This is a genomic window from Haematospirillum sp. H1815 (assembly GCF_012102705.1).
In the GTDB taxonomy this organism is placed as follows: Bacteria; Pseudomonadota; Alphaproteobacteria; order Rhodospirillales; family Rhodospirillaceae; genus Haematospirillum.
The window spans coordinates 1-26091 of sequence record NZ_JAAVTA010000012.1 but is presented as its reverse complement, the minus strand read 5'-3'; the positions used below and the strand labels follow the sequence as shown (position 1 = coordinate 26091).

The window sequence follows — 26091 nt, the reverse complement described above, 5'->3', positions numbered from 1 at the left end:
TGGACAATATCCCGCAAATATGGTGTATGGTGCACGGGATTCTCGCGCAGGCGCGGGACTTCCGAAGACCAACGGATGCCACCCTTTTGCCGAGGAGCGACCAATGCCCCTGTGCGGTCACGACACCCTCAAGACCCGACGGACCCTGAAGATTGCCGGGCAGGAATTTGATTATTTCAGCCTGAAAGCGGCGTCGGAAGCCGGACTGGGTGACATTTCCCGCCTGCCCTATTCCATGAAGGTGCTGCTGGAAAACCTGCTGCGCTACGAAGACGGGCGCAGCGTAACCGTTGATGATGTCAAGGCCTGCGCGGCCTGGATCAAGGACCGCCGCTCTGACCGGGAAATTGCCTATCGTCCGGCTCGGGTTCTGATGCAGGACTTTACCGGGGTTCCTGCTGTCGTTGACCTAGCGGCCATGCGTGATGCCGTCACCCGGCTTGGCGGTGACCCCCAGAAAATCAATCCCCTGTCCCCCGTCGATCTGGTCATTGACCATTCGGTGATGATCGACCACTTCGGGGCGGCCGACTCCTTGAAAAAGAATATGGACCTGGAATTTGAACGCAACGGAGAGCGTTATGAATTCCTGCGTTGGGGGCAGAAAGCATTCCGCAACTTCCGGGCTGTACCGCCGGGGGCCGGCATCTGCCACCAGATCAATATTGAACATCTGGCCCGCGTTGCGTGGACCGGTGAGGAAGGGAAACGGACACTGGTCTATCCTGATACCTGCGTTGGCACAGATTCCCACACCACCATGGTCAATGGGCTGGGTGTTCTGGGCTGGGGTGTCGGTGGCATTGAAGCTGAAGCCGCCATGCTGGGGCAGCCCGTATCCATGCTGATTCCCGAAGTCGTCGGCTTCAAGCTGACCGGGAAATTGCGTGAGGGTATGACAGCAACCGATCTGGTGCTGACTGTCACCCAGATGCTGCGCAAGAAGGGTGTGGTCGGAAAGTTCGTCGAATTCTATGGCTCGGGCCTCGATAACCTGAGCCTGGCGGACCGCGCTACCATCGGGAACATGGCCCCGGAATACGGGGCAACATGCGGCATCTTCCCTGTGGACGAGGAAACCCTCAACTATCTGCGTCTGACCGGACGCCCGGAATCCCAGATCGAGCTGGTCAAGCTCTATGCCATGGAACAGGGCATGTGGCGGACACCAAACTGGGATCCGGTCTTTACAGATACCCTGGAACTGGACATGAACACGGTAGAGGCCTCCCTCGCCGGTCCGAAGCGCCCGCAGGACCGGGTCGCGTTGTCCGGGGCGGCCAAGGCCCTGAAGGAAGTCCTGACCGCCGAAGGCATCACCGACCATGGCAAGGGCTTTGCTGTCCCCGGGACAGATTACGAGCTGAACCAAGGCGATGTTGTTATTGCTGCCATCACATCGTGCACCAATACATCGAACCCCAGTGTTCTGATCGCGGCCGGACTTGTTGCCAAGAAGGCGATAGAAAAGGGCCTGAAGCGGGCACCATGGGTCAAGTCGTCCCTTGCACCGGGATCACAGGTGGTGCAGGACTACCTGGAAAAAGCCGGCCTGCAGAAATACCTGGATCAGCTTGGCTTCAATATTGCCGGCTTCGGCTGTACCACGTGCATCGGGAACTCGGGTCCTCTGGCTGATCCGATTGCCACCACCATTGACACCAATAAAATGGTGGTTTCCGCCGTCCTGTCGGGCAACCGCAACTTTGAAGGCCGGATCAGCCCGCATGTCCGGGCCAACTGGTTGGCTTCCCCACCGCTGGTGGTGGCCTATGCCCTTCTGGGTAACATGCAGAAGGACATCACGACCGAGCCTCTCGGAACGGGCTCTGATGGCAAACCTGTGTACCTGAAGGATATCTGGCCCACCACGGCAGAAATCCAGTCAACGGTTGCTTCCTGTGTAACCCGGGCCATGTTTGAAAGCCGGTATGCCGACGTCTGGGCTGGCCCGCGGCAGTGGCAAGCTATCAAGGTCGGTGAAAGCCAGACCTATTCCTGGAACAACAAGTCCACCTATGTCCAGAACCCACCCTACTTCGTCAACATTGCCGACGGAGCCGGAAAGTTCTCTGACATCAAGGGAGCCAGACCGTTAGCCATCTTGGGTGACTCTGTGACCACGGACCATATCTCACCGGCTGGCTCGATCAAGACCGACAGCCCGGCCGGGAAGTATCTTATTGCCAACGGTGTCAGCAAGGCTGATTTCAACAGCTACGGCGCGCGGCGCGGCAACCACGAGGTCATGATGCGGGGCACCTTTGCCAATATCCGCATCAAGAACGAAATGGTGCCGGGTATCGAGGGCGGCATTACCAAGCACATTCCCTCCGGCGAAGTCATGGCCATCTACGATGCCTCCATGAAGTATCAGGCTGAGAAAACGCCGCTGGTCGTCATTGCCGGCAAGGAATACGGAACCGGCTCATCCCGCGACTGGGCTGCCAAGGGCACTAACCTGCTGGGCGTAAAGGCTGTTCTGGTGGAATCCTTTGAACGGATCCACCGCTCCAACTTGGTTGGCATGGGTGTCCTTCCCCTGCAGTTCAAGGACGGAACCGACCGCAAAACCTTGAAGCTGGACGGAACCGAAGTCTTTGACATCAGCGGCATTGGCAACGGAATCAAACCCCGCCAAGACGTTCAGGTCACGATTACCCGCGCTGATGGTTCAAAACAGACGATCACGGTTCTGTGCCGCATTGATACAGCCGATGAGGTGGAATACTATCGGCATGGCGGTATCCTGCAATATGTGCTGAGATCACTTGTCGCCTGATTGCCCGATACGGAAAAGGGAGGGCATAAGCCCTCCCTTTTTTATGAACAATCCCGAAGCATCCGCAAAAAGAGTCAACGAGCAGCTACATCACTGGGCAGGTTGGCCTTGTCCGACGGGTTGTCAAGGAACGAGTGCAGAACCTTCTCGTACAGAGGAAGATCAGAAGCGACGTAATTCTTGTCCTTCCTGGAAATTTGCAGTCCACCCAATATCCTGAAATAGAAGTAATCGGACAGGATATTGCCCTGTGCCTCCATGTTATAGCTAGCAAGAGACGCATCTTCACGCAGAGTGTAGGCATAATCCAAGCCTATGCGCACAGCCCCGCGCAACATGACCGGATACCCAAGCTGGTACTGCCAGACGTGGGTCATCTCATGCATAAACCACAACAGGGAGGACACATCAAAATCACCGTCAGGGTACCCCAAGGCAAAGTCAGCGCGATAATCTTCTTTTCTGAAATACAGGGAACCATTTGGCGTTACAGCCGTACGCCTGGTCTGTAAATCAAGACCAAAGAACCTGAAAAATCCGCGATTATGAATACGGACCTTTGAATAATCGATACTGTCCTTAAATATTGAGCGAGCAGCTTGGATTTCGTTGTCTGTAAGAGGTCGTTTCTGCATGATTCAATCTATAACTATCATGAAGGGATACTACGCTCCCAAAGAGCATAGCATTCCACCTGAAAAATAAATAAAAGATGCAGATAAAAAGCACCAGATAAATACATCTAAATATAGAAAAATTCACCCTTCTGTTCGCGCGTGATATGCAAAACAGCAAAAATAGTGTACGTAAAAAGCAGGACAGGGCATGCAGGAACGCGCACCCCATCGTGAAAAGCGATATAGCTCTTGTTATCGAACGAAGACCTGCACCTCTCCGCCAGACACATCATTGCTAGCCGATGTTGTCAGGCGCGTACGATCCGAACCAAGCCCCATATCGCTCAGAGTACGGATCACTTGCTCAGCATTGCGGCGAACACTTGTTGCCGCCACAGCAGCCTGTCCAGGATTACCATCAGCCGGACTGACGGCAACGATATCAAAGACAGCTGTCGGCTTGCGCTCCAGCGCCTGTGATACAGCTTGATACAAGGGCTGTTGGTATTCGACATTCGGCCTGTCAAAGCGGATCACGACCAAAGGACGGCGCTTTACCTTGTCAGTCGGCATACTGAACGCAGACGACAAAGCCATCGCATTGGCCCGTGAAGAGGCACGTGAACCAAGAGCAGCGCCATACAGCTGACCGCTCTTCACGCCCAGCGCCAATGTATTCAGATTTGACCTCTCACTGGCCAGATAGCTCTGCTGGCGGGATATATCCTGCGAAAGATCGGACAGCAGACGCTCAAACAACACCATGGTCTGGTTGGTCTGGTCCTGGAGCATTCTGAGCTGACGGTGATCGTCCTCAACAGCACCCGACAAGCCATAAGCCGCATTGATACTGTCAATCAGATAGGCACCCATGGCACTGTCCGAAGACACGTGGCTTGCCAGCCTGTTCATGGCTGTAATGCTCGCACTTATGCCGTCAAGCTGCTTCTGCGCACCACTCCACTGCCTTTGCAGGACAGGGTTGCCCGGTGTAGAGCCAACCTGTAGACGGGCACTGATCGAAGCTACGGTTTCGTGATAGGCCTTGCTGTCACTGACAATAGCCGCCCGGAGCTGCTGAAGCTCTTCGCCGCGCCGACGCACAGCAGACTGAAGCTGACCCAACTCCCCACGGAATGTCTGTACCTTCTGCCCGACAAACGTACCACCCGACACACCATCGGACAGATCAGCATCCGATACCAAGGGCATGGGCTCCGCCACATCATCACCGCGTGTGACCACGGCCCCGGAGCTGTGATTGCTCTCCAGTGACGGGAACAGTGCATCATTGGCAAAAGAGCAGCCGGACAGAAAGACTGTCACGCCAAGCACCAGAATTCGCGATTTGGTCAGCGGCATCGAATTACCTATGTCTAGTCCGTACCCGGGCAGAGGTCCGACCCGACGGATGAGTCTCAAGGGCGGAAACAGTATCACACTCGACAAGTATATGGCGGGATCCCCCTCACCTTCCCGCTTACATGATTTGGGGGAGTGTACTGAAACGTCATCACCGGAACAAGCCGCTTTTACAGCGAGATACGTCCGATTCTATACCGTGGTAACAAAGATGCCCAGGCAAGGAAACAAAAAACGGTAGCCGCAGCAACAATAGACGGGCCTGCCGGCAAATCCCAGAACCATGATCCAGCCAGGCCAAACAGAACGGAGAGAGCCGCAAAAAAGACCGACAAAAAAGCCATCGCTTCGGGCGTGCCGGCAAAACGGCGCGCTGTCGCCGCCGGAACAATCAACATCGCTGTAACCAGCAGAACACCTGTCGTTCGTATGGCCAAGGCAACAACCACAGCCATCAGGATCATGAACAGGAACTCGGCCCGCCATACGGCAAGCCCCTCGACAAGGGCCAGATCACGCGACACCGTCACAGCAACAAGAACGCGCCACAGAAAAGCCAAAACACACACGACACAAAAAGCACCACCCCATATGACCAGGACATCACTCTTCGCAACAGACAGAATGTCGCCGAAAAGAAAACTATGCAGGTCGATCCGTATGCCACTTGCATCCGACGTCACAAGCGCCAGCGCAATCATGCCAAATGAAAGCCCGGCATGCGAGAAGATGCCAAGCAGTGTATCCGCAGCTACCAGACGCTGCCGGCCCAGCGCCACAAGAAGCAAGGCAACGACCAGACCAAGAACAACAACCGAAGCCGTGATACCCGTTCCCAGAAACAATCCGGCAGCTACGCCCAACAGCGCAGCGTGCGACAATGCATCTCCGAAGTAGGCCATACGTCTCCAGACAACCAGACAACCCAGCGGCCCCACGGCAACAGCCATTCCCAAGCCGGCCAACAGGGCCCGCACCATGAAATCATCCATCACTTCATATCCTTGGGCACAGGCCCTGTATGCACCTCATGGCCATGAACAGAGCAGTCTGCGCTGATTGTCCCGTCGGGGTTATGATGGTGGTGATGCCCCTCGTGCCCGTACCAGGCAATATGTCCCGCCGCTTCCGGACCGAAAAGACGTTCCCATACCGGATCACGGGCAACCATACGGGGATGGCCAACGCAACAGACATGGTGATGCAGGCACACCACACGATCTGTAGCAGCCATCACCACGTGCAGATCGTGAGAAATCATGACAACAGCACACCCATGCACCGTGCGCAAGCGGGCAATAAGATCATAAAGGTCTGTCTGTCCCCGATAGTCGACACCTTGGGCCGGTTCATCCAGAATCAGCAGGTGTGGGCGGGACAACAAGGTCCGTGCCAGCATGACACGCTGAAATTCCCCACCGGACAAATCCTGGACCCGGGCCTGGAAGAGGTGCGCAACACCCGCTTCCTCCAAGGCCGTGCGGGCTTCCTGTTCACGAACACGCCCGGTCAAGGACAGCAGGCGATACACCGTCAGAGGCAGAATACGATCAACATGCAAGCGTTGCGGCAACCAGCCGATGCGAAGGCCGGAGCTACGCTCCAACACACCCTCGCCCGCAGTCTCAAGACCAGCCAGAACACGGACCAATGTTGTTTTTCCTGACCCGTTCGGACCGACAATGGTCACGATTTCACCTGCCGCAACCGAGAAGTCAACGTTATCGAGGATCCTGCGTCCATCACGAACCAGAACCAACCCCTTTGCCGAGATCAGGGGAACGGTGTTCATGGATGTTCCCCCACCGGACTGGCAAAGCAGTCCGGACACACCCCCATGATCTCCACAATCTGAGCTGAGATGGCAAAGCCTATACGGCCAGCAGCAGAGGATACGGCACGCGCAATCGAACCATCCTGCGTTTCGGCAACCTGACCACAACGGCTACAGATGAAGAACCAGACCCCACTGATGACAGAATGGCCGGCATCGGAACAGGCCACAAAGGCATTCAAACTGTTAAGGCGATGGGCCAGCCCCCGTTCCACCAGAAAGTCCAGCGCCCGGTACACCGCCATCGGAGCAACACGCCCCCCGGCCTCATTCAGGCGGTGTAGAATGCCATACGCACTGACGGGCCGGTGATCCTCCCACAGGATCTCCAGGACCTGGCGCCGCGCTGCCGTCAACCGGGCTCCCTGCTGCACACACAGCGATTCAGCCCTGTCCAGGGCACTTTGACGGCACCGTCGATGATCATGGTCGGGGGCTGGAAAGGGAATCATAACCTGCCTGTCTCTCCTGAAAGCGGGGGCATCATGTCACAGAACAACATGCTTGCCAAAGATGTTATGTTATAACATAAACAAGGCCCTCCTGACCCATGTGGAGCTCACCGTTCATGTTTGCTTCCCTGCGCCTCACGATCGCCGCTTTCCTTGCGCTGGTCGCAATACTGGCCAATCCAGCCCACGCATCCGTTCCCGTTGTTGTTGCGTCAATTACACCTGTCCACGCCTTGGTCTCAGGCGTCATGGCTGGCGTTGGAACCCCGGTTCTTCTGGTGCCCCCCGGACAGTCCCCGCATACCTATACGCTCAGGCCATCAGATGCCCGTGTTCTGGCATCGGCACAGACTGTGTTCTGGATCGGCGATGCACTGGAAACCTTTCTGCAAGGGACGCTGAGGTCTCTTTCTCGGGCCAAGGCCGTTTCACTACTCGAAGCACCGGGGATCATACGACTCCCCATACGGAGCGGCGGGCTGTGGGAGCACGCCGGACACACACACCACCATCACCCAGAACACGGACAACACAGCCATCACCACCAAGGAGCTGACCCGCACATCTGGCTGGACCCACGCAACGCGGTGGCCATGGTCAACGCTATCGCTCATACCCTGTCAGAGCAGGACCCTGACAACGCACACACGTACCGCACCAATGCAGCCAACCTGCAAACACGGCTGAGAACGCTGGAAGAGCACATCGATCATACGCTGGAGCCAGCGCGTCACCTGCCCTTCCTGATCTTCCACGATTCCATCCAATACATCGAAAATCGCTTTGGTCTGCATGCCGTTGGCGCTATCACCATCGACCCCTCCCTGCCCCCCGGGGCCCGGCACTTGGGCCATATACGGGAGACTGCACGTCATCACCGTGTGTCCTGCCTGTTTGCAGAACCCTCCTCTCCTCGTCGAACAGTAACCCAGATTGCACGGGAAACCGGCACCCGGACCAGCGAACTTGATCCATTGGGAGGCGGAGACCCCCGTGAAACCGGCTATGAAAGCTACACACAACTTATGAAGGATATAACAGCCAGCCTGACATCCTGCCTTACCGGGCAAAACACTCAGCACCGGCATTAAAAATACGGGCCTATGCATTTTTCTCTTGCCTGTAGACCCGCAAGCCGATAGAAACCCGGTCCTCGGCGGAAGAAAGCCACCACCAATGGCGCCAAAGAGAAAAAGCGTGCCCTGCACCCGTAGCTCAATTGGATAGAGCATCTGACTACGAATCAGAAGGCTGGAGGTTCGAGTCCTTCCGGGTGCGCCATAAAAACCCCCGCGACTGAAACATGTCGCGGGGGTTTTTGCTTTAAAAACAATGCATTAACGGGACCCCTTCTGCCCCCTATCGCAAGGTGACCAGTCGCTATATCCTGCAACAAGGGCGTACACTCTATTTCCGGCGACGGGCCCCCATCAATCTGGCACCTTCGGCATCTGGACACAACAGGCATCAGCAAGTAGAGAAGGCCCTTCCCGCTACGCGTCAGACAACAGGATATAAATCATGAAGGAAAAACTCCGCGCTCTTGCGGCAGCCTTGGTTCTTGCGGTGATCTTGGGAGGCATTGCACTGTTGATAGGCGGATTACTCGTTGCATTGGCTATTGCAATACCCGCCTTGATTATCCTGGCGATCCTGTTCGGAAGGCCTGCGCGGAGCATACACATCAAGCTCAGACCCTAGCCCTGCTCACCCCGGATGGCGTGACACGGCAGATCATCTCGCAACCATCGGGACACCTGCCTGGCCAGATAGCCCGGATCCTGACGCAACCGCCCTTTCAGGGCACATTCCCAGATCGTCAGAACTCTCCAGCCCGCTGCAACCAACCGCTGCTGTACGTTCTGGTCACGCGTGCGATTTCCCTCGATCTTGGCAGCCCAAAAGGCTGTACGCGTGGCAGGGAGACGAAACAGCGGGCAGTCATGCCCATGCCAGAAGCAACCGTGAACCATGATCACCGCCCGATAACGGGGAAAAACAAGGTCCGGTGTCCCCGGCAAACGTTTGTCATTCAGCCTGTAGCGAAACCCAAGACGGTGAAGGGCAGAACGTACCACACGTTCCGGAACCGTGTTGCGACTACCTATGCCAGCCATCATGCGGCTTCGGGTTTCCTTGTCGACGCAATCAACCAACACCGGCCTCTTCTGTACAAGATGGCGCACACGCCCCGACAATCCACGGGGACAGGTAGCGGGCCAACGCCTGAACCACCGGCACAACGACAGCATTGCCAAGCTGGCGATAGGCCTGGGTATCCGATACCGGGATTATAAAATCGGCGCATCCCGGGCTGTCAAACCCCATCAGACGTGCACATTCACGCGGGGTCAAACGGCGCGGAGGGCCGGAAGGACGGGCCACCAGTATTTCCGAACCATCCTTGTAATAGCGGGCCGAAAGGGTTCGGGCCGTACTACCCAGCCCAACCAAGCCATACCCAAAGCCATTGCCCCGGGCCCGGTGACGGGCCGCATAGTCTTGTAGATATACCCACAGGCGCGATGACAGGACATAACGCGGATCCACCACACCACCCGGACCGGTATAGGGTGGATCCGGGGCCTCGGTTCCATCTTCAGGATGAAGAATGTCAGCCATGGTTGGCCATCGATCCCGATCCGGCACCGGCATGGCCTGAAAATCAAAATCCTCTCCACCATCACGAAAACCGATCATAAAAATACGTTCGCGATGCTGTGGAACAAAGGGACGGGCATCAAGAATACGCCATGAAATGTGGTATCCCAGCTGGCGGGTCAAGGATGTCCGGATAACATCAAACGTTCTTCCCTTGTCATGCGACACAAGGTTCTTGACGTTCTCCAGCACGAAGAAACGCGGACGATGGGTGGCCAAGATACGTTCAATCTCGAAAAACAGCGTGCCTTGGGTCTGACAGTCAAAACCATGGGGACGCTTGAGAGCATTCTTTTTCGAAACACCGGCTATGGAGAAGGGCTGGCACGGAAATCCTGCCAGCAGAACATCATGTTCAGGGATTTGTGCCGCAGAAACAGCCGTAATATCACCCTCGAAAGGATGGCCTTCGCATCCAAAATTGGCCTGATATGTTTCCCGGGAGTAATGATTCCACTCGCTGGTAAAGACACACGCACCGCCAATAGCCTCGAAGCCACGCCTCATGCCCCCGATACCGGCAAACAAATCAATAAACCGGAATGCAGGCGCACCACGGGTTAGCCGCAGATGACCACGGCAAGCCTGAAAAGATGACACAACCGGCCCCCCTGACCGCTGTCTGTCCCCACAGACTGGCAGCGCAGGGCCTCCGTTACAAGAGACGGGTCACACGGCATAATACCTGCGTGACTCTATGCAAGACGGGAACATTGAAATGCGAACAATCGTACATTAGATTCAACCCCTTGTTTTTCAGCACGATACTCACCCGCCGGAGCCATGATGCCACGCCAGACCATTCGTATTTTTCTTGCCTTGGCCCTGCTCCTGGCCGGCTATGTCTGGTGGGCAGGAAAAGAAAGACGATCCGCAGACAATGGCCGGGCCGCACGCCCCGTGCCAGTAGTTACCGCCATAGCCGACACCCGTTCCGTACCTTACCTTTTCTCTGCCCCGGGAACAGCCCTTCCGGTTGCCCGAGTTGATCTCCGGGCCCGTGTTGAAAGCGTGGTCGAGGCTATCCATTTTTCCGAAGGACAAGAAGTCCGGCAGGGAGAGCCGCTGTTCACCCTGGATGACCGTTCCCTGAAAGCAGAACTGGCCGAGGCCGAAGCAAACCTAGCCCGTGACCGGGCACAACTGGGCAAGGCACAGGGCGATGCGCGCCGTTACGCCGACCTGGTCCGCCACCAAGCAACATCCCGCCAAGCCTACGAAGCCGCCATTGCCGGAGTTGATGCCCTGCAGGCAACGGTCAATGCTGGCATGGCTGCCATTGAAAGCGCACGGGTTGCCTTGGGCCATACCCGGATTGTTGCCCCGATGGGCGGCTATACGGGGGCTGTTTCCGTGCGACCCGGGTCCAGCGTACGTCCATCGGACACGGATCCCTTGGTAACAGTGACCGCCATTCGCCCGATAGAGGTATCCTTCAACCTGCCAGAATCTCTTCTGGGGATCGTTCGATACGGCCAGGGCCGTGCGCCCCTGGATGTCATTGCCACGACCCCACAGGACTCGTCTTCTCCGGTGGCCGGCAAGCTGGTGTTTATTGACAACAAAGTCGACCGCCAGTCCGGCACTATCATGCTCAAAGCCCGGTTCCCCAATGAAGAGACACAGCTGTGGCCCGGACAGCTGGTTAGTATAACTTTGACCCTGCGCGTGGACCACGATGCCCTGACTATTCCGGATACGGCTGTCCTGACAAGCCAGGGAGGGCAGTACGTCTTTGTGGTCAGTGCAGACAAAACGGTAGCGGCTCGCCCAGTCAATGTCGCACGTAGCCTTGATGGCCTTGCCGTTATAGATAAGGGCCTGAGTGCCGGTGAGCAGGTTGTCATACAGGGAGCCTCGCGGTTGGTGGAAGGATCTGCGGTCTTCGAACAGGATCCGGATAAGCCGGAGAACGGGAAGGCTGCACCATGAACATATCCGAACTGTTCATACGCCGCCCGGTCATGACGGTTCTGCTGTCGCTGAGTGTCGTCTTGGCCGGGCTGGCTGCGTGGCGGCAGCTTCCCGTCGCAGCCCTTCCCAATGTGGATTTCCCCGTGATCAGTGTCAGCGCATCCCTGCCCGGTGCCAGCCCTGAAACCATGGCTGTATCCGTTGCAGCCATCTTGGAGCGTGAGTTTTCCACCATCGCAGGCATTCGCACCATCACCTCCAGTTCCCGCAATGGCAGTACCAGCCTTTCGGTGGAATTTGTCCTCGACCGCAATATTGATACGGCCGCCCAGGATATCCAGGCCGCCATCTCCCGGGCCCAGCGCCGCCTGCCAGATGACATGACAACACCGCCGACCTGGCGCAAGGTCAATCCGGCAGACTCCCCGATTGCCATTCTGGCCCTGTCCTCACCACTGGTCAGCTTGCCCGATATCAACGAGTATGCGGAATCCGTTGTACAGCCCCGTATTTCTGCCCTGCCGGGGGTGGCACAGGTTCTGGTTTATGGCTCGCAGAAATATGCTGTCCGGATCAAGGCTGACCCTGATGCCCTGTCCGCACGGAACCTGACTCTTGACGACCTGCAAACAGCGGTCGCCGCAGCCAATGCAAATACCCCTGTCGGCATTCTGTCCGGGGATTCACGGCAACTGGTTCTGACGTCCAACGACCAACTCCCTGATGCAAAAGCCTTCGAGAACCTGATCCTTGCGGTTCGCAAAGGAGCACCCATTCGCCTTGGCGATGTGGCCACAGTCAGCAACAGCGTGGAAAACGACCGTGCTGCCAGCTGGCATAATGACAATAGGGCCATTGTTCTGGCTGTTCAAAGGCAACCCGACGCCAATACCGTGCAAGTTGTTGATGATATACAAAGGCTCCTTCCGGATCTGCGCACACGGCTCCCCCCATCGGTATCAGTTGATATTGTCAGCGACAGGGCCCAATCCATCCGTGAAGCGGTGGATGATGTCCAGTTCACCCTGCTCCTGATCATCATCCTGGTCATTCTGGTCATTTTCCTGTTCCTGCGCCGGACCACGGCCACCATCATTCCTGCCGTAGCCGTCCCCCTGTCCCTTCTGGGCACAGCAGGAGGCATGCACCTTATGGGGTTTTCCATCGACAACATCTCGCTTCTGGCCCTGACCCTTTCGGTTGGCCTGGTCGTGGATGACGCTATTGTGATGCTGGAAAATATTGTCCGTCATATCGAAGCCGGAATACCGCCCTTTGAAGCCGCCCTGAAAGGCTCACGCGAGATCGGGTTTACCATTGTCTCCATCACCCTGTCCCTGGTGGCTGTCTTTATTCCCATCCTTCTGATGGGCGGTGTTCTGGGGCGTTTGTTCCATGAATTTGCTGTCGTCGTGACCATGGCCTTGGTTATATCGGCCCTGGTATCCCTGACGTTGACACCCTTTCTATGCTCCCGCCTGCTGACACGCCATGACCTGGAGCGCGAGGAAAGCCCGCTTGGGCAAACCCTGTCCCGTGGGCTGGAGTGGATAGAAGCCGGTTATGCCCGTTCCCTGTCGTGGTGCCTGAAGCACCACCGCCTGACCGCAGGCGTTGCCGCAGCAACCGTAATCCTGACGCTGGTGCTGTTTGTCACGATTCCCAAGGGCTTCTTCCCCGAAGAAGATATCGGACAGTTTGTCGCCATTACAGAAGCATCAAAAGATATCGCTTTCCCGGCCATGGTCGCAGCTCATTCCCGCATTGCACGGATTGTACGCGCCCATCCTGCTGTCAGCGGGGTAACATCCGCTGTCGGAGGCGGAGCAACAACGGCCATAAATTCTGGTCGCCTGTTCGTCAGTCTGCGCCCACGTGGTGAACGCCCCCCCATACAAGCCGTTATTGCGGATCTACGGCGTCAGGTCGCCCGCGAGGTCGGGATTTCCGTATTCATGGTTCCAACCCAGAACCTGCGGCTGGGGGGACGAACATCCAAAAGCCAGTATCAATACACGATCCAGGCCCTGGACAGCACAGAGCTGTATGCATGGTCTGCACGCCTGGAAGAAGCCATGCGTGCAGACCCGCATATGGTTGATGTTGCCAGTGACCTGGAACTGTCCAATCCGCAGGTTTTTGTCAACATAGACCGGGACAAGGCAGCCCTGCTGGGGATCCGGGTTGATGCTGTTCGTGCCGCGCTCTACAGCGCCTTTGGACAAAGGCAAATTTCCACCATTTATACTGACAGCAACGACTATGCCGTCATCCTGGAACTGGAACCACGCTTCCAGCAAGACGAAAGCAGCCTGTCACGCATTCATGTACGCGCCAATGGCGGGGAGCTGGTCCCTCTGGGGGCTTTTTCAACACTGGAACGAACATCCGGTCCCATGAGCGTCAACCGTCAGGGGCAAACCCCGGCGGTCACACTCTCGTTCAATCTTGCAAAGGGTGCTGCGCTTGGGGATGCCGTTACAGCCATCCGGGCCATGGAACAAACCCTTGGCCTTCCAGCCTCGGTCAGCACCAGTTTTTCAGGGACGGCAGAAATATTCCGGGAGTCCATGCAGAACCAGACCCTTCTTCTGGGCGCTGCAATTCTCGTTATCTATGCCGTTCTAGGCATACTGTACGAAAGCTACATTCACCCACTGACAATCTTGTCAGGATTACCCTCGGCCTCGGTCGGGGCCTTGGCAACATTGATGCTTTTCAATGTCGAGTTGAGCGTCATTGCAATGATCGGGCTGTTGATGCTGATCGGGATCGTCAAGAAGAACGCCATCATGATGATTGACTTCGCGCTGGACGCCCGACGTATCGAGGGGCTTTCTGCCCGCGATGCCATAGAAAAAGCCTGCCTGATCCGGTTCCGCCCGATCATGATGACCACCATGACGGCGATTGTCGGTACCTTGCCCATTGCCGCAGCCTATGGTGCCGCCGCTGAACTGCGGCAACCGCTGGGGCTTGCTGTTGTCGGTGGCCTGATTGTTTCCCAGGCCCTGACCCTGTACATCACCCCGGTTATCTATCTGTATATGGAACGGCTTCATACCGGATGGACTGCCCACACCACAACAGTATCAGACTGATTGTGCTGCAAGTGCACGATACAAACGCAGGGTCATACTATCTGGCATCAAAACGGGCATACAACTTAGCTGACATCATCATGCCTGATTGCAACTTCTTCACCCATATCCCGATTAAGCGTCTTGCCAATAAAATACCCGAGTTCAGCCGGAGACACCCCATCCCCCGGCCGCTTTGCAATAATATCACCTTGCTGCAAAACATGGCCCTCCCCGAGAGATATGGCCGTAACAAGACTCCGGCGCATCTTCTTGGCTTGCTCGCGCTCTTTGGCAGAAACCGAACGCTCACGACGACCAAGGGCTTGGTAAACTGCCTTGCACGCATTCACCATATTCTGCATTTCTTCGGGGGGCGTTGCCATCTGATTGTCCATGCCGATCCGACTGTTATCCAGGGTAAAATGCTTTTCAACAAGAGCCGCCCCCAACGCCACGGCAGCAGCTGGAATAGCAGTACCAATACTGTGATCGGAATATCCGACAGGAATATCCGGGAATTCATTCCGCAAGCCACATATATTCATTAGATGGATATCAACTGGATCTGTCGGATAGAGAGACGTGCAGTGCAGAAGGACAAGCTTCCCTCTCCTCACCCCTTGAATTGTTTCTACAGCCCTGCGTATTTCCATTATCGTTCCCATGCCCGTTGAAAGTACCAACGGCACATCCATCTTTGCCAGAAACTCCAGATAAGCCAAGTTATCAAGCTCCATGGATGCGATCTTGATAAAGGGGACATTGCACTTCTCGACTAAAATGACAGCCTCTTCCTCGGAGTAAGGTGTCGAGGCAAAGTCAATCCCATGGTCAGTAGCATAGCGACTAAGCTCGCACAGCCCTGCTGTGCCGATAGAGAACTTTTCCACCATTTTTCTGGCAATGGGGTTCTGCTGATAGTACGACTTGGCATACAGAGTTTCTGCGCTCCACGACTGAAACTTGACACAGTCACACCCAACATCACGGGCACGGCGAATCATGCTGCGTGCAATATCCAAATTACCAAAATGGCTTGTATTGAGCTCCGCAACAATGTACGGCTCGGCGTAGTCTGCAATATGCCGACCATTTCTCAGTTCCACTTCGGCCATACCAAGCCCCTGTTAATCAACGGGATCCACAACCATTTCCGAAAAAAATATTGATCTGTCCAAGAAAGGAGACTGATCCTCAAGTGGCCTTCTGACCAGCCGCCCGCTCACCGGATCTTTGGCGTATCCCACCTCGATATACTCTTGATCCATACGCCCGGCAATCTCACACACAACAGGCCCTTGGTAACCCATGAGGCGATTCAGCTGGTCCTGTAAGTCACCAGGATGATCTATACGCATGTAGTCCATACCAAAGCATACCGCAACCTTGGAAAAATCAGGACAACTGACGCCATCATCAAGCCCTGTCCCAATCGTCCGCCCACGGAACAATCCACTCTGGCGTCTTCGAATAATGGAATAGGCATTATTGCTGACCACAATTATTTTTAACGGAATCTGATGATAACGGATAACCTCCAGCTCTTGCAGATTCATCATGATGGACCCATCACCAACAACAGCCACCACTGTCTGCGGCTTACCATAAAAAGCACCTATGGCAGCCGGAAGAGCAAAACCCATTGCTCCTTGTGACACCGGGTGGATACAGTTAATGCCTTCAGGGAAACGTATATTTGTCGGAAGAATAACCTCTATAAAGCCTGAGTCCGTTACAAGAGTCGAAGGCCGGGGTAGAGCCGTCGACAAACAGTCAGCCAGCTCGTACAGATCAATTGCCTTATCATCCTTGAAGTGTGGCTCAACCGGAGAAAAGACCTTCTTCCAATGTTGACACTTCGCAAGCCACGCCTGATCCGTCACGGAAGGCTGTGCCTCGTTGAGGCGCCTGAGAAGATAAGCAACGTCCGAGCACACAAGATGATCAATCCTTATGTCATTCTTCCTATGCTCATGAAGATCTATGTCAACAACAACCTTTTTCGCAGCACGGGCAAAACTACAAACATCTGTTCCTGTCGTCAGTGATGTCAGGCGACACCCCAGAACCAGCAAAAGATCAGAGTTCTGAACAGCGAAATTTCCGGCTCGCGAGCATCCCATCATACCCACCGAACCAAGAGAAAGATCATGGGCACTGCCATAAGTATCTGGTGCGGATGCCGCATATGTAACGGGAAGGCTCCACGCCCTGACAAAGTTGATAAAATCTTCTTGGGCACCGCTACTTTTGACACCACTTCCCAGCAGGATAACAGGCCTTTTGGAAGAACGGAGCAAGCCAAGAAGCGTTTCAATATCCTTGTCAGAAGCCCTCGGCAGTTCCGGCACCTTGAATGCGGTGACATCCTGTACACCCAGGTCAAGACGGGCACTCTGCACGTCGAGTGGAACATCAATCCAGACCGGCCCTTTTCGCCCCATATACGCGCAGGAAAGAGCTTCATCCATAACGTGGACAATTTCATCTTTTGTGGACACCATGTGCGCATACTGCGTAATGGGGCTGACAATCGAGACAATATCTGCCTCCTGCTGACCGAATGTCCTGATTTTCTTTCCCGTATAACGGGTTGTCTCCTGCAGGTAATGTTGACCTGAAATAACAACAAGCGGAATCTGATCTTGCCACGCCGACAAAACACCTGTGATAACATTCGTGGAAGCACACCCCGTCGACACAAGACAAACCCCGATCCCATGAGTCTGGGCAGCATAAGCAATAGCTGCAAAAGCCGCAGACTGTTCATGATGGACGCAGACCGCACCCAAGGCGGAGTTTCGTGCCAAAGCATCCGTCAGGAAAAGAGAACCCCGACCGGTGACAGTAAAAATTCTGTCAACGCCTGCTTGCTCGATACGAGACATAATATAATCAGCGACACGCAAGATAACCGCCTAGGATGCAATTCTTGGCCTGAATCTATCCAATACCTCTGGTATTGAGACAACAACGTCCATACGACACGCCTCTTCCCCGCTTATGGATCCGCACGCCGTGCCTTTCATAATACCGCGCTTGCCGGAGAGCAGCTCAGCATAAATCTCCAGCGTATCACCAGGTACGATTTTCTTCCTGAAATGGACATTGTCAATCGTGACAAAGTTTGTCTTCATACCCTTGTACTCTGGAAGGGTCAGGAACGACATAATGAAAACTTGGACAAGGCATTCCACCTGAACAAAACCCGGAACATTCGGGTCATCTTCAAAGTGCCCGGGAAAGAACCACTCGTTGTATGAGAATGCTTTCAGGCCTTTTGCCCAAGCACCGGGCTTTGCTTCAACAATACGATCGATGAGGAGAACAGGATAGCGGTTCTGCTGATATTCACAGATCTGGGTCACACCCAGATCCCGCAGGTTCTCTTCGCTCATACTCCGATCCCAATCTCTATATGGACGTCATATTTCCTGAGAATTTCAACGCCACCTTTGTAACTCGAGAAGTCAATAATATCATCAACGTCAAGCTCAATGCCAAATGCCTCTTCCAAGGCAGCCATCAGGGCCATGTGCCCAATACTATCCCACTGAGGAACACCCTGATACGCAAGCTCGGAGAAATTTCCCTTCTCGAGCCCGAGCACACTGATAAAAGCAGCATCATACTTCTCAAGGTTTGTCATAAAATAATACTCCCCATGCACCCTCTGAAGACAATAATGTATTTAATACAAAGATATAATAAACTTAAAAGTACAAATTTATAAGGACAATATTAATTTTTGATGATCACAGATTACAAACATCAATAGATCCTCGAACATCTGCTAAGATCTCAATAAGAGAAACCCCCCAGCATAGCCCAGATCCGAACCCACAAAGGATAACCCTCAAATTCCTCTCTCTATCAGGGAAACCCTGTAGTACAGAGCACAATGTCAGAGGAATGCTAGATCCACCTGTATTCCCCATATTCCCTAATATCATCGGCATTTTCTCGGATCGTATTTTCATACGCCGCGCTATTGTTGCGTTTATAATCATGTTGGCCTGATGGAGAACAAAATAGTCGATATCCTCATCACACAACGCATGATGCTCCATAAAATCCTTGAGCAAAGCAACAGGCTTCGTAATGGAAAAAGTAAAAACGGCACTACCATCAAGATGAGCATCTATTGGACGCCGCAGTACGCCATCCCGTGCTTCATTCTGCTCGAAAGAGCAATTACTAAGAAAATTTCGATATCCACCATCCGGTATATAAACACTTTCGACATGCGAACCATCTGTACGTAAATCAAAATGCATTACTGGAGCCTCTTCACGCCTTTCCAAAGCCAAGGCGCAGGCTCCGTCACCGCTTAATGGGCGTAAGGATTTGTCACCGGGAGAAGCATATTTTGAAGCTGTCTCTGCAACAATGACGAGCCCTCGCTGGAAAGCATTCTCGCTCATCAAACTACCTGCAACGGCAAGAGCACTGATTGAACCAGCACATCCCATCGGAATATCCAGACAGAGACAATCCTCAGCACATCCCAATCGATGATGTATCAGACAAGAAGTTGACGGACGAATATAGTCACCTGTCTGACTTGCAAAAATGAGAACATCAACCTGCTCCGGGTGCCAAGCCAGATCAGCCATCAACCTTCTTGCAGCCTCAACCCCAAGGTCCGAGGCGCATGTTTCTGGTTTTGAAATATGGCGCTCTGAAATGCCTATATGCCGAATCAAACGCTCGGATTCATCTGCGTCTACTCCACAAATGAAGCGATTACTCTCAACGGCCTCCGGAACAACTCCGGCAGCTCCCAGTAACACGATGTTTTGCAGGGAAAGCAAACTCATAATAGACCTATACAAGCTTCATTTCAGGTGTAACAAGACCTGATAAATCAAGCGTCATTGCTCCGTAACTGAAGCCACTCCCGAAACCAACCAAGGCAGCCTTCTCAGACACCCCTCCAGGCTCTGCCCTCAGATATTGAATCAATGAAACGGGTAAACCCGCCGATTCAAGGTTACCATAAGTATCAAAAAGATCTTGCACAGGCACTTTGACACCAAGGTCACGGGCCAGATGATTGTGCAATTCACTGTCAACTTGTGTGAAAAAAACTTGGGCAATACTCCCGCTTTGCACATCAGGCCGTATACAATCAAGGACCTTCGGAACATGGTGCAGGACCAATTTCCGAAGAGCGGCTAGATCAATATGCGGATCGACATCCCTGAGATACCCTCCCTGTATACCTTTCCTGGGGACAAGGGACCGAGGGGACATTGTATGACGAAAACCAAGACCTGGCGTACTATTGACAAAAAACGCCGCACCAACCGTACCCGTGTAAAAGGAAAGAAGCTCGGCAGACGGATCTTTCTCGAGAGCCGTTACAGTCCCTGCATCAGTCATATTTGCAGTAACCGGGTCACAGTCTTCAGGTAGCGTATGCACCAAGGCATCACCCGCACAGACAAGCGCCTTGTCAAACTGTCCTGCCGCCAGAAGGGCAGCGGCGACACGAATCCCGCAAATGTATCCAGCCCCGCCTCCGGGCACATCAAGTGCCATGATCTCGCCACACCCTATCCTGCTTGCAATAGAGGGCGCGGTCATCGGGTGATTGGAATAGTCAGGTGTCTGGGTCACATTCACAAGAAGGGCAATATCTTGAGGCTTCCACGCCAGATCACACAAGAGTCTCTCTGCTGCAATCTGACACAAGTCTGATGCACACAGAGAGTTAACAGGCCGCGTCCCCGGACGCAGGCATGCTGCTACTCCTTTTATAGAAATCCCTGAAATTCCCTGCCTCACCCCAATCCCCTTACCCCAATCCCCTTACCCCATGGACAGCATGGCACCCCCGTCAATAACCAACGAGGTGCCCGTCACCCATCTGCTGGCATCAGACAGAAAATAGATACACGCATATGCAATATCCTCAGGCTCGGCAAATCCCCATGGGTACTTTTCTGCAGCGCGCTCCAGGGCTACCTGTGAAACCTTGTCCCCTTCAAGAGTCATTGGCGTACTGACCAGACTTGGGATCAGAACATTAACACGGATACGTTTTTTCATACTCTCCTTGGCCATAACACGAGCCACAGCCAGCAAGCCATTCTTGGCCCCGGCATATGCAGCAAGCCCCACAGCACCGGTCAAACCGGCAATCGAAGACATGAAAAGCACAGACCCTCCACTCCGGATCTTACCAGCCGCCATCAGATTACGACTCAGAAGAACAGGGGCCCGCAGATTTATATGGGTGATTTCATCAAAAAATGCATCAGACATCCACCTGAAAGGCATCAGCTTGGACACACCCGCTGAATGAACAATGCCATCGATAGTGCCAACTGACTCGGCCAAAGCAAGCGATTGCGCATCATCCGTCAGATCCGCCGCCAACCACATATGGCCATCTCCTGGAAGCAAGGACACGAGCTCTTCCAATTTCTCTTCATTTCGCCCCGATGCGACAATAGATGCACCACTTTTCGCACATTCAATCGCCGTCACACGGCCAATACCAGAAGAGCTGCCGGTTATAAGGATCGTTTTATTATTTAACGTAAAAACACTGCTCATATTTCGACAAGCCCAGGACAGCAGATGCCATCTGTTTCGACATAGGCAGAAGCCCACGACAAACCAACACCAAAACCACATAGAACAAGCTTGTTCACACCCATCTCAAGTTGGCGGGACAGGCTTGTCGTTATTGTCAAGGGGATACTGGCAGAGCTTGTATTCCCGAACAAGTCGATCGAATAAGGATGCTTTTCAGAAGAAATTTTCAGCTTGTTCCGGATTGTCTCGTTGATCAATCGGTTTGCTTGATGGAATATAAAACTGTCAACATCATCCACAGACACCCCAATCCCCTCCAGAAGACGAGAAACGCTGACAGGAACCTTATCAACAGCAAATTCAAAAATCTTTGGCCCATCAATGATGCAGTCTATCGGTCGACGTTTTATCCCGTCCTGCCCTTCCACATAATCGAAATCCTCGCAACTGATAGGATGGCGAAAGCCACCAGCGGGCGTATAAAGGTACTTGTAACCACTTCCATCCGTTCCAAAATCAAAGACCATGGGGCTGGCATTTTGGCTACGCTCAACAGCACAAACCCCACCCGCATCCCCAAATAATAGATTGGTTCCGCTGTCGAGACCACATCCATCCGCCTTGTTGACCTCACCAACAAGGAGGAGTCCCCTCTTCCCCTGACCACCAGTCAACAGCGACGCAATGGCTGCCAACCCCTGCACAAAGCCAGAGCACCCAGAAGGAATATCAAAAGCTATGCATGACTGGCTTATCCCCAGCCTCTCCTGCAAAAGGCAGGCTGTCATGGGAAGAACATAATCCCGACTCTGGCTCACAAAAATCACGGTATCGACATCGTCCCCGGACCAACCCAAGCGGGTCATCAGCGTGCGGGCGGCCTCATGACAGAGATCCGAAGAAACAAGGCCCTGCACGTATGCCGAACGGCTTTCCTTCACACCGGTTACAGAAGAGAAGCGCTTTGCCATTAAGCGGTCCGCAAACAGTTCCGCAGAGATAACGCGTCGACTCGCGGGAACACAGGACGCAATTCCACAGATACGAACCCCCTCAATACGACGCACCACCATAATTGATCACCGCGCCTGCATCACCTCGAACAAATCCCCAACCTTCTTGCAGCGTTCGATGTCTTCCATAACGATAACCTTCTCATAGATTGTACTTGCCATTGCCATCACAGACAGAATTGCAAGGGAATCCCACCCGGGGACTTCAGAAAGAGGTGTCTCTGCGGTCAAATTAACTGCATTCTCCAGCTCCACGGCCTCACGGAAATGACCCAGAAAAACATTGATACTCACAGCTCACCCCTTATTTTCTCAAAGCAATCGAGGCTCGAAGGATACCCAAACTTTCTGTAGAAGTCAGAGAAAAAAATCTTCTTATCTGGTACAAGCCAAGCAAACTCGTCCTTTTTCAGAACACTCAATTGATATTCGACATACGATTCAGCGCTCATAAGCCATGCCCTCAAACCGTAATTATTATATCTTTTTCCGCAGGAAAAATCCCTATACTCATCACGGTATACGACACATCCTCCAGAAGGACGAACATGTACTGTCATCTTGTGTGATATTGGCAGTTCGCTCGCTCGACGAATCTGCACGGAGAATTCCTTATCGTAACGATAATGGACACGCGCAAGCGTTTCAATGTAATGCCCAATAGTCAGAACACTTGTGGGCTGCGCCAATCCAAGAACCAAGAGATACCCCCCAAATTTCACCAAGCGCTCCATGGTTGATCCAGCACCAAACGGTGAAATATCGGGAGACAGGCTGAAACGTTGGTGATTGTTCCTGATATAAAAGTTATAGGTTGGCGTCAGCGTACGGTCATCGGGATATTTCCGGGCGAAGTATTTACTGAGAAGACCTACCTGTCCGTAATCCCTATCCAGATCAAAGACACCATTCTTCAGACAGTCGTAGTTAAACGTGGGAAACAGCAGCGTTCTTTCCCCTGCGGCCTCCGAGATGATTTGCTCGTACTTCTGACACAGGATGCTTCCCGGACTGACCTCATCAATATAACCAAGACCAGCAAGACTTGACTGAACAAGAACCGGGGATGAAACCGGTATCTCAGAAAATATCTCTCCAATTAATTCCTCAACACAACTTCGATCAACGCATTTAAATAAAGCGCTACTTTTCATGATAATCTCCAACCCATCTCCATCAATGAGAAAAAAATAAATACGAAAAATAAATAAATTTCTTTCATTGCGGCTAATAAATAACGATTTTTTATAGTGCGTTAAGTGACATTATATATCAAATAAACAAATGTTAATTGAATTAATATTTGGTTTTCTTGCATAAAGAACTTATATATTTTTGCGAATTATCAAATAAACTCTCTCCGCACATGGGCGTAGCTCCCCTCCCCCCTGTATTAAAATACAACAAATTATCACAACAATTTGGTAGTTTAAATTATCCTCGCAGAGGATAAACTACATAACAGAACTGGCTACTATAGAATAAGATTTGCATACACGCTTTTTGGGGGCGTAAGATTCTGTATCTAACTAATAACAGAGAATGCATTCCCGCATGAACGATCTGTTTTCCAGTCTGGAAATGCATGAACAGAAGAGCGCTCTTCTGTCTGAAGAGAGCGGGGAGATGTCATACCATGACCTTGCCTGTCAGGCTGACTTCTGGGCAAACGCCGTTGCAGGACGCAACCTTGTACTGATCCTGTGCGAGAATTGCCCGGAAGCTGTTATGGCGTATATCGGGCTGATGCGCGCAAATTCCGTACCAGCCTTGGTGCATCACTCCGTATCACAGCACCATCTTGTAGACATTACGAATCGCCTGAACCCGGGTTACATCCTCTGTCCACTGAATCATGCACCGACATTCGGACAAGCCCGGATCGTGCAACAAAGAAACGGCTATGTCCTGATGCACCGGGGAGAAAGCCCCGCAATGCACGATCAGCTGTCTCTTCTGTTAACAACATCAGGATCAACAGGAAGCCGGTCTTTCGTCCGGATTTCACGCAATAACATCCTGAGTAATGCGGCATCAATTGCACAATCTCTCGACCTCAAAGAGTCTGATCGTGCAATCACCACGATGCCCTTCAGCTACAGCTACGGACTGTCAATCATCCATTCCCATCTGCTTGTCGGCGCGTCTGTTTTTGTGACAGAGAACGCGGTGATTACACCTGCTTTCTGGCACGCCGTACGGGAGCATCGCGTCACAAATTTTGGTGGCGTACCGTTTATTTACCAGACATTGAAACGTCTGCACCTTGACACGATGGACTTACCCGCCTTGCGCCTGCTGACACAGGCCGGTGGACGTATGGATCCAGACGATATCCAGTCATTTGTGCGGTCATGTACACATAAAAACAGACAGTTCAGGGTCATGTATGGACAGACAGAGGCAACCGCACGCATGTCCTGCGTCCCCTGGGATGCCATGCCATCCAAGGGACATACCATCGGCATTCCGATCCCCGGGGGAAGCATGTTCCTGATTGATGAAGCCGGTAATCCAATACAGGAACCGGAACAACCAGGCGAGCTTGTCTATCAGGGCCCCAATGTCTCACTTGGCTTGGCACAATCTGCAGATGACCTGACCTTGGGAGATTGCCACAAAGGAACCTTGCACACAGGAGACATCGCCTGCCGCGACAGTGATGGATTCCTGCGCATTATCGGGCGAAAAAAGCGATTCCTGAAAATATTCGGGCACAGGGTTAGCTTGGATGAAACAGAACATCTACTGGAGAAAGCCGGTTATCACGCTGCATGCAGTGGCCATGACGATCGACTATGTGTTTTCATTACAGACGCTGACAAGGCCAAGGATGTAGCCGCATTCCTGCAATCTGCAACAGGCCTGCATCACAAGGGAATCTTCGTTCATATAGTCCCCGCATTTCCCCGTCTCGAGTCAGGGAAAACGGATTATTCCACCCTTATGAACCAAGCAGTGCCATGATTACGCCCTTGCCCCTTGATGCTTTCTTTGAAGAACCACCCTACGAACTGCGTCGTCCGCAAAGACAGCCCCTCTTTCTGGAACGCATGTCGTGGTTGACACACCACCATATGCAACACTGCCCACCTTATAAAAAAATGATGGCTTTCTTCCCGGACCAGACAGAAAAGCATTCCTCTCTGGAACACATTCCCTTCTTGCCAGTTCGCCTCTTCAAGGAACTAGATCTGAAGAGTGTTCCCCAGAGCCAGGTCCAGAAGACCCTTCTGTCATCAGGAACAACCGGTCATACACGTTCGCGCATCGCACTTGATCATGCTGAAATCATGCGACAAACGAAAGTCCTTGCCCACATTACCGTGAATTTTACGGGGCTGGAACGGATGCCCATGCTGGTCATCGACTCACAATCCGCAGAAAGGGGGGCAGATGCATCATCAGCACGCGCAGCCGCCACGACCGGATTTTCGCTCTTTGGGCGCCCCATCATATATGCCCTGGACAAACAGGGAGTGACTGACCTGAATGCCCTGAAAGATTTTGAAACCCGTTATGGTAACCAACCTGTTTTTGTCTTTGGCCTTACCTTCCTTGTGTTCTCGAAATTTCTGAAGTGCCTTGAGGAGCAGGGTATACGCCTTGATCTGGGTAAAGGTATCCTGATCCACGGTGGTGGGTGGAAGAAGATGGCCGACCAACAGATCAGCGCCGGGGCATTCCGTGCTCTGGCCGAAAAAACAACCGGTATCCGTTCTGTCCATAACTACTATGGCCTTGTTGAACAGACAGGCTCCATCTTTCTTGAATGTGAGCAACACCATCTGCATCCGTCCCTGTTCTCGGATGTTCTGGTGCGAAAT

24 protein-coding genes and 1 tRNA gene are annotated in these 26091 nt (G+C 53.2%); 8 read left to right on the top strand and 17 right to left on the bottom strand.

The features are described from left to right. Window positions 1-103 precede the first annotated feature (103 nt). Entirely contained in the window at window positions 104-2782 is a 2679-nt protein-coding gene (gene acnA / locus HEQ60_RS09475) for an aconitate hydratase AcnA (RefSeq protein WP_066134048.1), read from the top strand. A 74-nt stretch (window positions 2783-2856) separates the two neighbouring features. Here the strand turns inward: acnA and HEQ60_RS09470 are convergent, their stop codons facing one another. The 5 genes from HEQ60_RS09470 to HEQ60_RS09450 form a co-directional block, all read right to left on the bottom strand. Then, window positions 2857-3417, bottom strand: a complete 561-nt coding sequence (locus HEQ60_RS09470; RefSeq protein WP_168071445.1) for a Rhs element Vgr protein — start codon at window positions 3415-3417, stop codon at window positions 2857-2859. Between the two features lie 234 nt (window positions 3418-3651). Then, complete coding sequence (locus HEQ60_RS09465) at window positions 3652-4761, bottom strand: hypothetical protein (RefSeq protein WP_168071444.1); 1110 nt, start codon at window positions 4759-4761, stop codon at window positions 3652-3654. 170 nt (window positions 4762-4931) lie between these two features. Continuing rightward, the gene (locus HEQ60_RS09460) at window positions 4932-5753 is read right to left on the bottom strand and encodes a metal ABC transporter permease (RefSeq protein ID WP_209315500.1); all 822 of its coding nucleotides are present in this window, start codon (window positions 5751-5753) and stop codon (window positions 4932-4934) included. Continuing rightward, window positions 5753-6553: a metal ABC transporter ATP-binding protein gene (locus tag HEQ60_RS09455; RefSeq protein WP_168071442.1), complete on the bottom strand. Its 801-nt coding sequence runs from the start codon at window positions 6551-6553 to the stop codon at window positions 5753-5755. Before HEQ60_RS09455 ends, HEQ60_RS09460 begins: the two co-directional genes overlap by 1 nt. After that, on the bottom strand, window positions 6550-7047 hold the full coding sequence (locus HEQ60_RS09450; protein ID WP_168071441.1) for a Fur family transcriptional regulator: 498 nt from the start codon (window positions 7045-7047) through the stop codon (window positions 6550-6552). Before HEQ60_RS09450 ends, HEQ60_RS09455 begins: the two co-directional genes overlap by 4 nt. 116 nt (window positions 7048-7163) lie before the next feature. Between HEQ60_RS09450 and HEQ60_RS09445 the strand changes: the two genes are divergently transcribed. From HEQ60_RS09445 to HEQ60_RS09435, 3 genes are all read left to right on the top strand, one after another. After that, entirely contained in the window at window positions 7164-8138 is a 975-nt protein-coding gene (locus HEQ60_RS09445; RefSeq protein WP_168071440.1) for a zinc ABC transporter substrate-binding protein, read from the top strand. A gap of 113 nt (window positions 8139-8251) precedes the next feature. Next, window positions 8252-8328: transfer RNA gene (locus HEQ60_RS09440), tRNA-Arg, on the top strand. A gap of 240 nt (window positions 8329-8568) precedes the next feature. Beyond that, complete coding sequence (locus HEQ60_RS09435) at window positions 8569-8748, top strand: hypothetical protein (protein ID WP_168071439.1); 180 nt, start codon at window positions 8569-8571, stop codon at window positions 8746-8748. On the opposite strand, the gene HEQ60_RS09430 is transcribed toward HEQ60_RS09435, so the two are convergent. Then, a complete protein-coding gene (locus HEQ60_RS09430; protein WP_322099334.1) occupies window positions 8745-9206 on the bottom strand; it encodes a very short patch repair endonuclease in 462 nt (153 codons plus the stop codon). The genes HEQ60_RS09435 and HEQ60_RS09430 overlap by 4 nt on opposite strands. Further along, window positions 9196-10308 (bottom strand): DNA (cytosine-5-)-methyltransferase, encoded by a 1113-nt coding sequence (gene dcm, locus HEQ60_RS09425; RefSeq protein ID WP_322099333.1) that lies wholly within the window; start codon window positions 10306-10308, stop codon window positions 9196-9198. The genes HEQ60_RS09430 and dcm overlap by 11 nt, the downstream gene beginning before the upstream one ends. A 183-nt stretch (window positions 10309-10491) precedes the next feature. On the opposite strand from dcm, the gene HEQ60_RS09420 reads away from it, so the two are divergent. Together HEQ60_RS09420 and HEQ60_RS09415 are read left to right on the top strand one after the other, a co-directional pair. After that, window positions 10492-11640: an efflux RND transporter periplasmic adaptor subunit gene (locus HEQ60_RS09420; protein WP_168071438.1), complete on the top strand. Its 1149-nt coding sequence runs from the start codon at window positions 10492-10494 to the stop codon at window positions 11638-11640. Further along, window positions 11637-14723: an efflux RND transporter permease subunit gene (locus tag HEQ60_RS09415; protein WP_168071437.1), complete on the top strand. Its 3087-nt coding sequence runs from the start codon at window positions 11637-11639 to the stop codon at window positions 14721-14723. Before HEQ60_RS09420 ends, HEQ60_RS09415 begins: the two co-directional genes overlap by 4 nt. Window positions 14724-14788: 65 nt before the next feature. Here HEQ60_RS09415 and HEQ60_RS09410 read toward each other — a convergent pair whose 3' ends face one another. The 10 genes from HEQ60_RS09410 to HEQ60_RS09365 all read right to left on the bottom strand — a co-directional run bounded on the left by HEQ60_RS09410 (window position 14789) and on the right by HEQ60_RS09365 (window position 23418). Continuing rightward, window positions 14789-15820 (bottom strand): N-acetylneuraminate synthase family protein, encoded by a 1032-nt coding sequence (locus tag HEQ60_RS09410; protein ID WP_168071436.1) that lies wholly within the window; start codon window positions 15818-15820, stop codon window positions 14789-14791. A gap of 12 nt (window positions 15821-15832) precedes the next feature. Beyond that, window positions 15833-17614 (bottom strand): thiamine pyrophosphate-binding protein, encoded by a 1782-nt coding sequence (locus tag HEQ60_RS09405; protein WP_280842064.1) that lies wholly within the window; start codon window positions 17612-17614, stop codon window positions 15833-15835. A 9-nt stretch (window positions 17615-17623) separates the two neighbouring features. Continuing rightward, complete coding sequence (locus tag HEQ60_RS09400) at window positions 17624-18103, bottom strand: 3-hydroxyacyl-ACP dehydratase FabZ family protein (protein ID WP_168071435.1); 480 nt, start codon at window positions 18101-18103, stop codon at window positions 17624-17626. Further along, entirely contained in the window at window positions 18100-18354 is a 255-nt protein-coding gene (locus HEQ60_RS09395) for an acyl carrier protein (protein WP_168071434.1), read from the bottom strand. Before HEQ60_RS09395 ends, HEQ60_RS09400 begins: the two co-directional genes overlap by 4 nt. A 106-nt stretch (window positions 18355-18460) precedes the next feature. Beyond that, window positions 18461-19525, bottom strand: coding sequence for a ketoacyl-ACP synthase III (locus tag HEQ60_RS09390; RefSeq protein ID WP_168071433.1), 1065 nt, complete (start codon window positions 19523-19525; stop codon window positions 18461-18463). 7 nt (window positions 19526-19532) lie between these two features. Continuing rightward, the gene (locus HEQ60_RS09385) at window positions 19533-20495 is read right to left on the bottom strand and encodes a 3-oxoacyl-[acyl-carrier-protein] synthase III C-terminal domain-containing protein (protein WP_168071432.1); all 963 of its coding nucleotides are present in this window, start codon (window positions 20493-20495) and stop codon (window positions 19533-19535) included. A 24-nt stretch (window positions 20496-20519) separates the two neighbouring features. Further along, a complete protein-coding gene (locus HEQ60_RS09380) occupies window positions 20520-21269 on the bottom strand; it encodes an SDR family NAD(P)-dependent oxidoreductase (protein WP_168071431.1) in 750 nt (249 codons plus the stop codon). Beyond that, on the bottom strand, window positions 21266-22222 hold the full coding sequence (locus HEQ60_RS09375; RefSeq protein ID WP_168071430.1) for a 3-oxoacyl-ACP synthase III family protein: 957 nt from the start codon (window positions 22220-22222) through the stop codon (window positions 21266-21268). The genes HEQ60_RS09380 and HEQ60_RS09375 overlap by 4 nt, the downstream gene beginning before the upstream one ends. A gap of 108 nt (window positions 22223-22330) precedes the next feature. After that, complete coding sequence (locus HEQ60_RS09370; protein ID WP_168071429.1) at window positions 22331-22558, bottom strand: hypothetical protein; 228 nt, start codon at window positions 22556-22558, stop codon at window positions 22331-22333. Then, complete coding sequence (locus HEQ60_RS09365; protein WP_168071428.1) at window positions 22555-23418, bottom strand: AAC(3) family N-acetyltransferase; 864 nt, start codon at window positions 23416-23418, stop codon at window positions 22555-22557. Before HEQ60_RS09365 ends, HEQ60_RS09370 begins: the two co-directional genes overlap by 4 nt. 400 nt (window positions 23419-23818) lie before the next feature. On the opposite strand from HEQ60_RS09365, the gene HEQ60_RS09360 reads away from it, so the two are divergent. Beyond that, a complete protein-coding gene (locus HEQ60_RS09360; protein WP_168071427.1) occupies window positions 23819-25231 on the top strand; it encodes an AMP-binding protein in 1413 nt (470 codons plus the stop codon). Beyond that, on the top strand, window positions 25228-26091 hold an 864-nt coding region (locus HEQ60_RS09355), incomplete at its 3' end, for an acyl-protein synthetase (protein WP_168071426.1). The genes HEQ60_RS09360 and HEQ60_RS09355, both read left to right, overlap by 4 nt.

Coding starts and splice junctions, on each gene's coding strand:
- acnA (WP_066134048.1), top strand. CDS start 104: ATGCCCCTGTGCGGTCACGACACCCTCAAGACCCGACGGACCCTGAAG.
- HEQ60_RS09470 (WP_168071445.1), bottom strand. CDS start 3,417: ATGCAGAAACGACCTCTTACAGACAACGAAATCCAAGCTGCTCGCTCA.
- HEQ60_RS09465 (WP_168071444.1), bottom strand. CDS start 4,761: ATGCCGCTGACCAAATCGCGAATTCTGGTGCTTGGCGTGACAGTCTTT.
- HEQ60_RS09460 (WP_209315500.1), bottom strand. CDS start 5,753: ATGGATGATTTCATGGTGCGGGCCCTGTTGGCCGGCTTGGGAATGGCT.
- HEQ60_RS09455 (WP_168071442.1), bottom strand. CDS start 6,553: ATGAACACCGTTCCCCTGATCTCGGCAAAGGGGTTGGTTCTGGTTCGT.
- HEQ60_RS09450 (WP_168071441.1), bottom strand. CDS start 7,047: ATGATTCCCTTTCCAGCCCCCGACCATGATCATCGACGGTGCCGTCAA.
- HEQ60_RS09445 (WP_168071440.1), top strand. CDS start 7,164: ATGTTTGCTTCCCTGCGCCTCACGATCGCCGCTTTCCTTGCGCTGGTC.
- HEQ60_RS09435 (WP_168071439.1), top strand. CDS start 8,569: ATGAAGGAAAAACTCCGCGCTCTTGCGGCAGCCTTGGTTCTTGCGGTG.
- HEQ60_RS09420 (WP_168071438.1), top strand. CDS start 10,492: ATGATGCCACGCCAGACCATTCGTATTTTTCTTGCCTTGGCCCTGCTC.
- HEQ60_RS09415 (WP_168071437.1), top strand. CDS start 11,637: ATGAACATATCCGAACTGTTCATACGCCGCCCGGTCATGACGGTTCTG.
- HEQ60_RS09410 (WP_168071436.1), bottom strand. CDS start 15,820: ATGGCCGAAGTGGAACTGAGAAATGGTCGGCATATTGCAGACTACGCC.
- HEQ60_RS09400 (WP_168071435.1), bottom strand. CDS start 18,103: ATGAGCGAAGAGAACCTGCGGGATCTGGGTGTGACCCAGATCTGTGAA.
- HEQ60_RS09395 (WP_168071434.1), bottom strand. CDS start 18,354: ATGACAAACCTTGAGAAGTATGATGCTGCTTTTATCAGTGTGCTCGGG.
- HEQ60_RS09390 (WP_168071433.1), bottom strand. CDS start 19,525: ATGAGTTTGCTTTCCCTGCAAAACATCGTGTTACTGGGAGCTGCCGGA.
- HEQ60_RS09380 (WP_168071431.1), bottom strand. CDS start 21,269: ATGAGCAGTGTTTTTACGTTAAATAATAAAACGATCCTTATAACCGGC.
- HEQ60_RS09375 (WP_168071430.1), bottom strand. CDS start 22,222: ATGGCAAAGCGCTTCTCTTCTGTAACCGGTGTGAAGGAAAGCCGTTCG.
- HEQ60_RS09365 (WP_168071428.1), bottom strand. CDS start 23,418: ATGAAAAGTAGCGCTTTATTTAAATGCGTTGATCGAAGTTGTGTTGAG.
- HEQ60_RS09360 (WP_168071427.1), top strand. CDS start 23,819: ATGAACGATCTGTTTTCCAGTCTGGAAATGCATGAACAGAAGAGCGCT.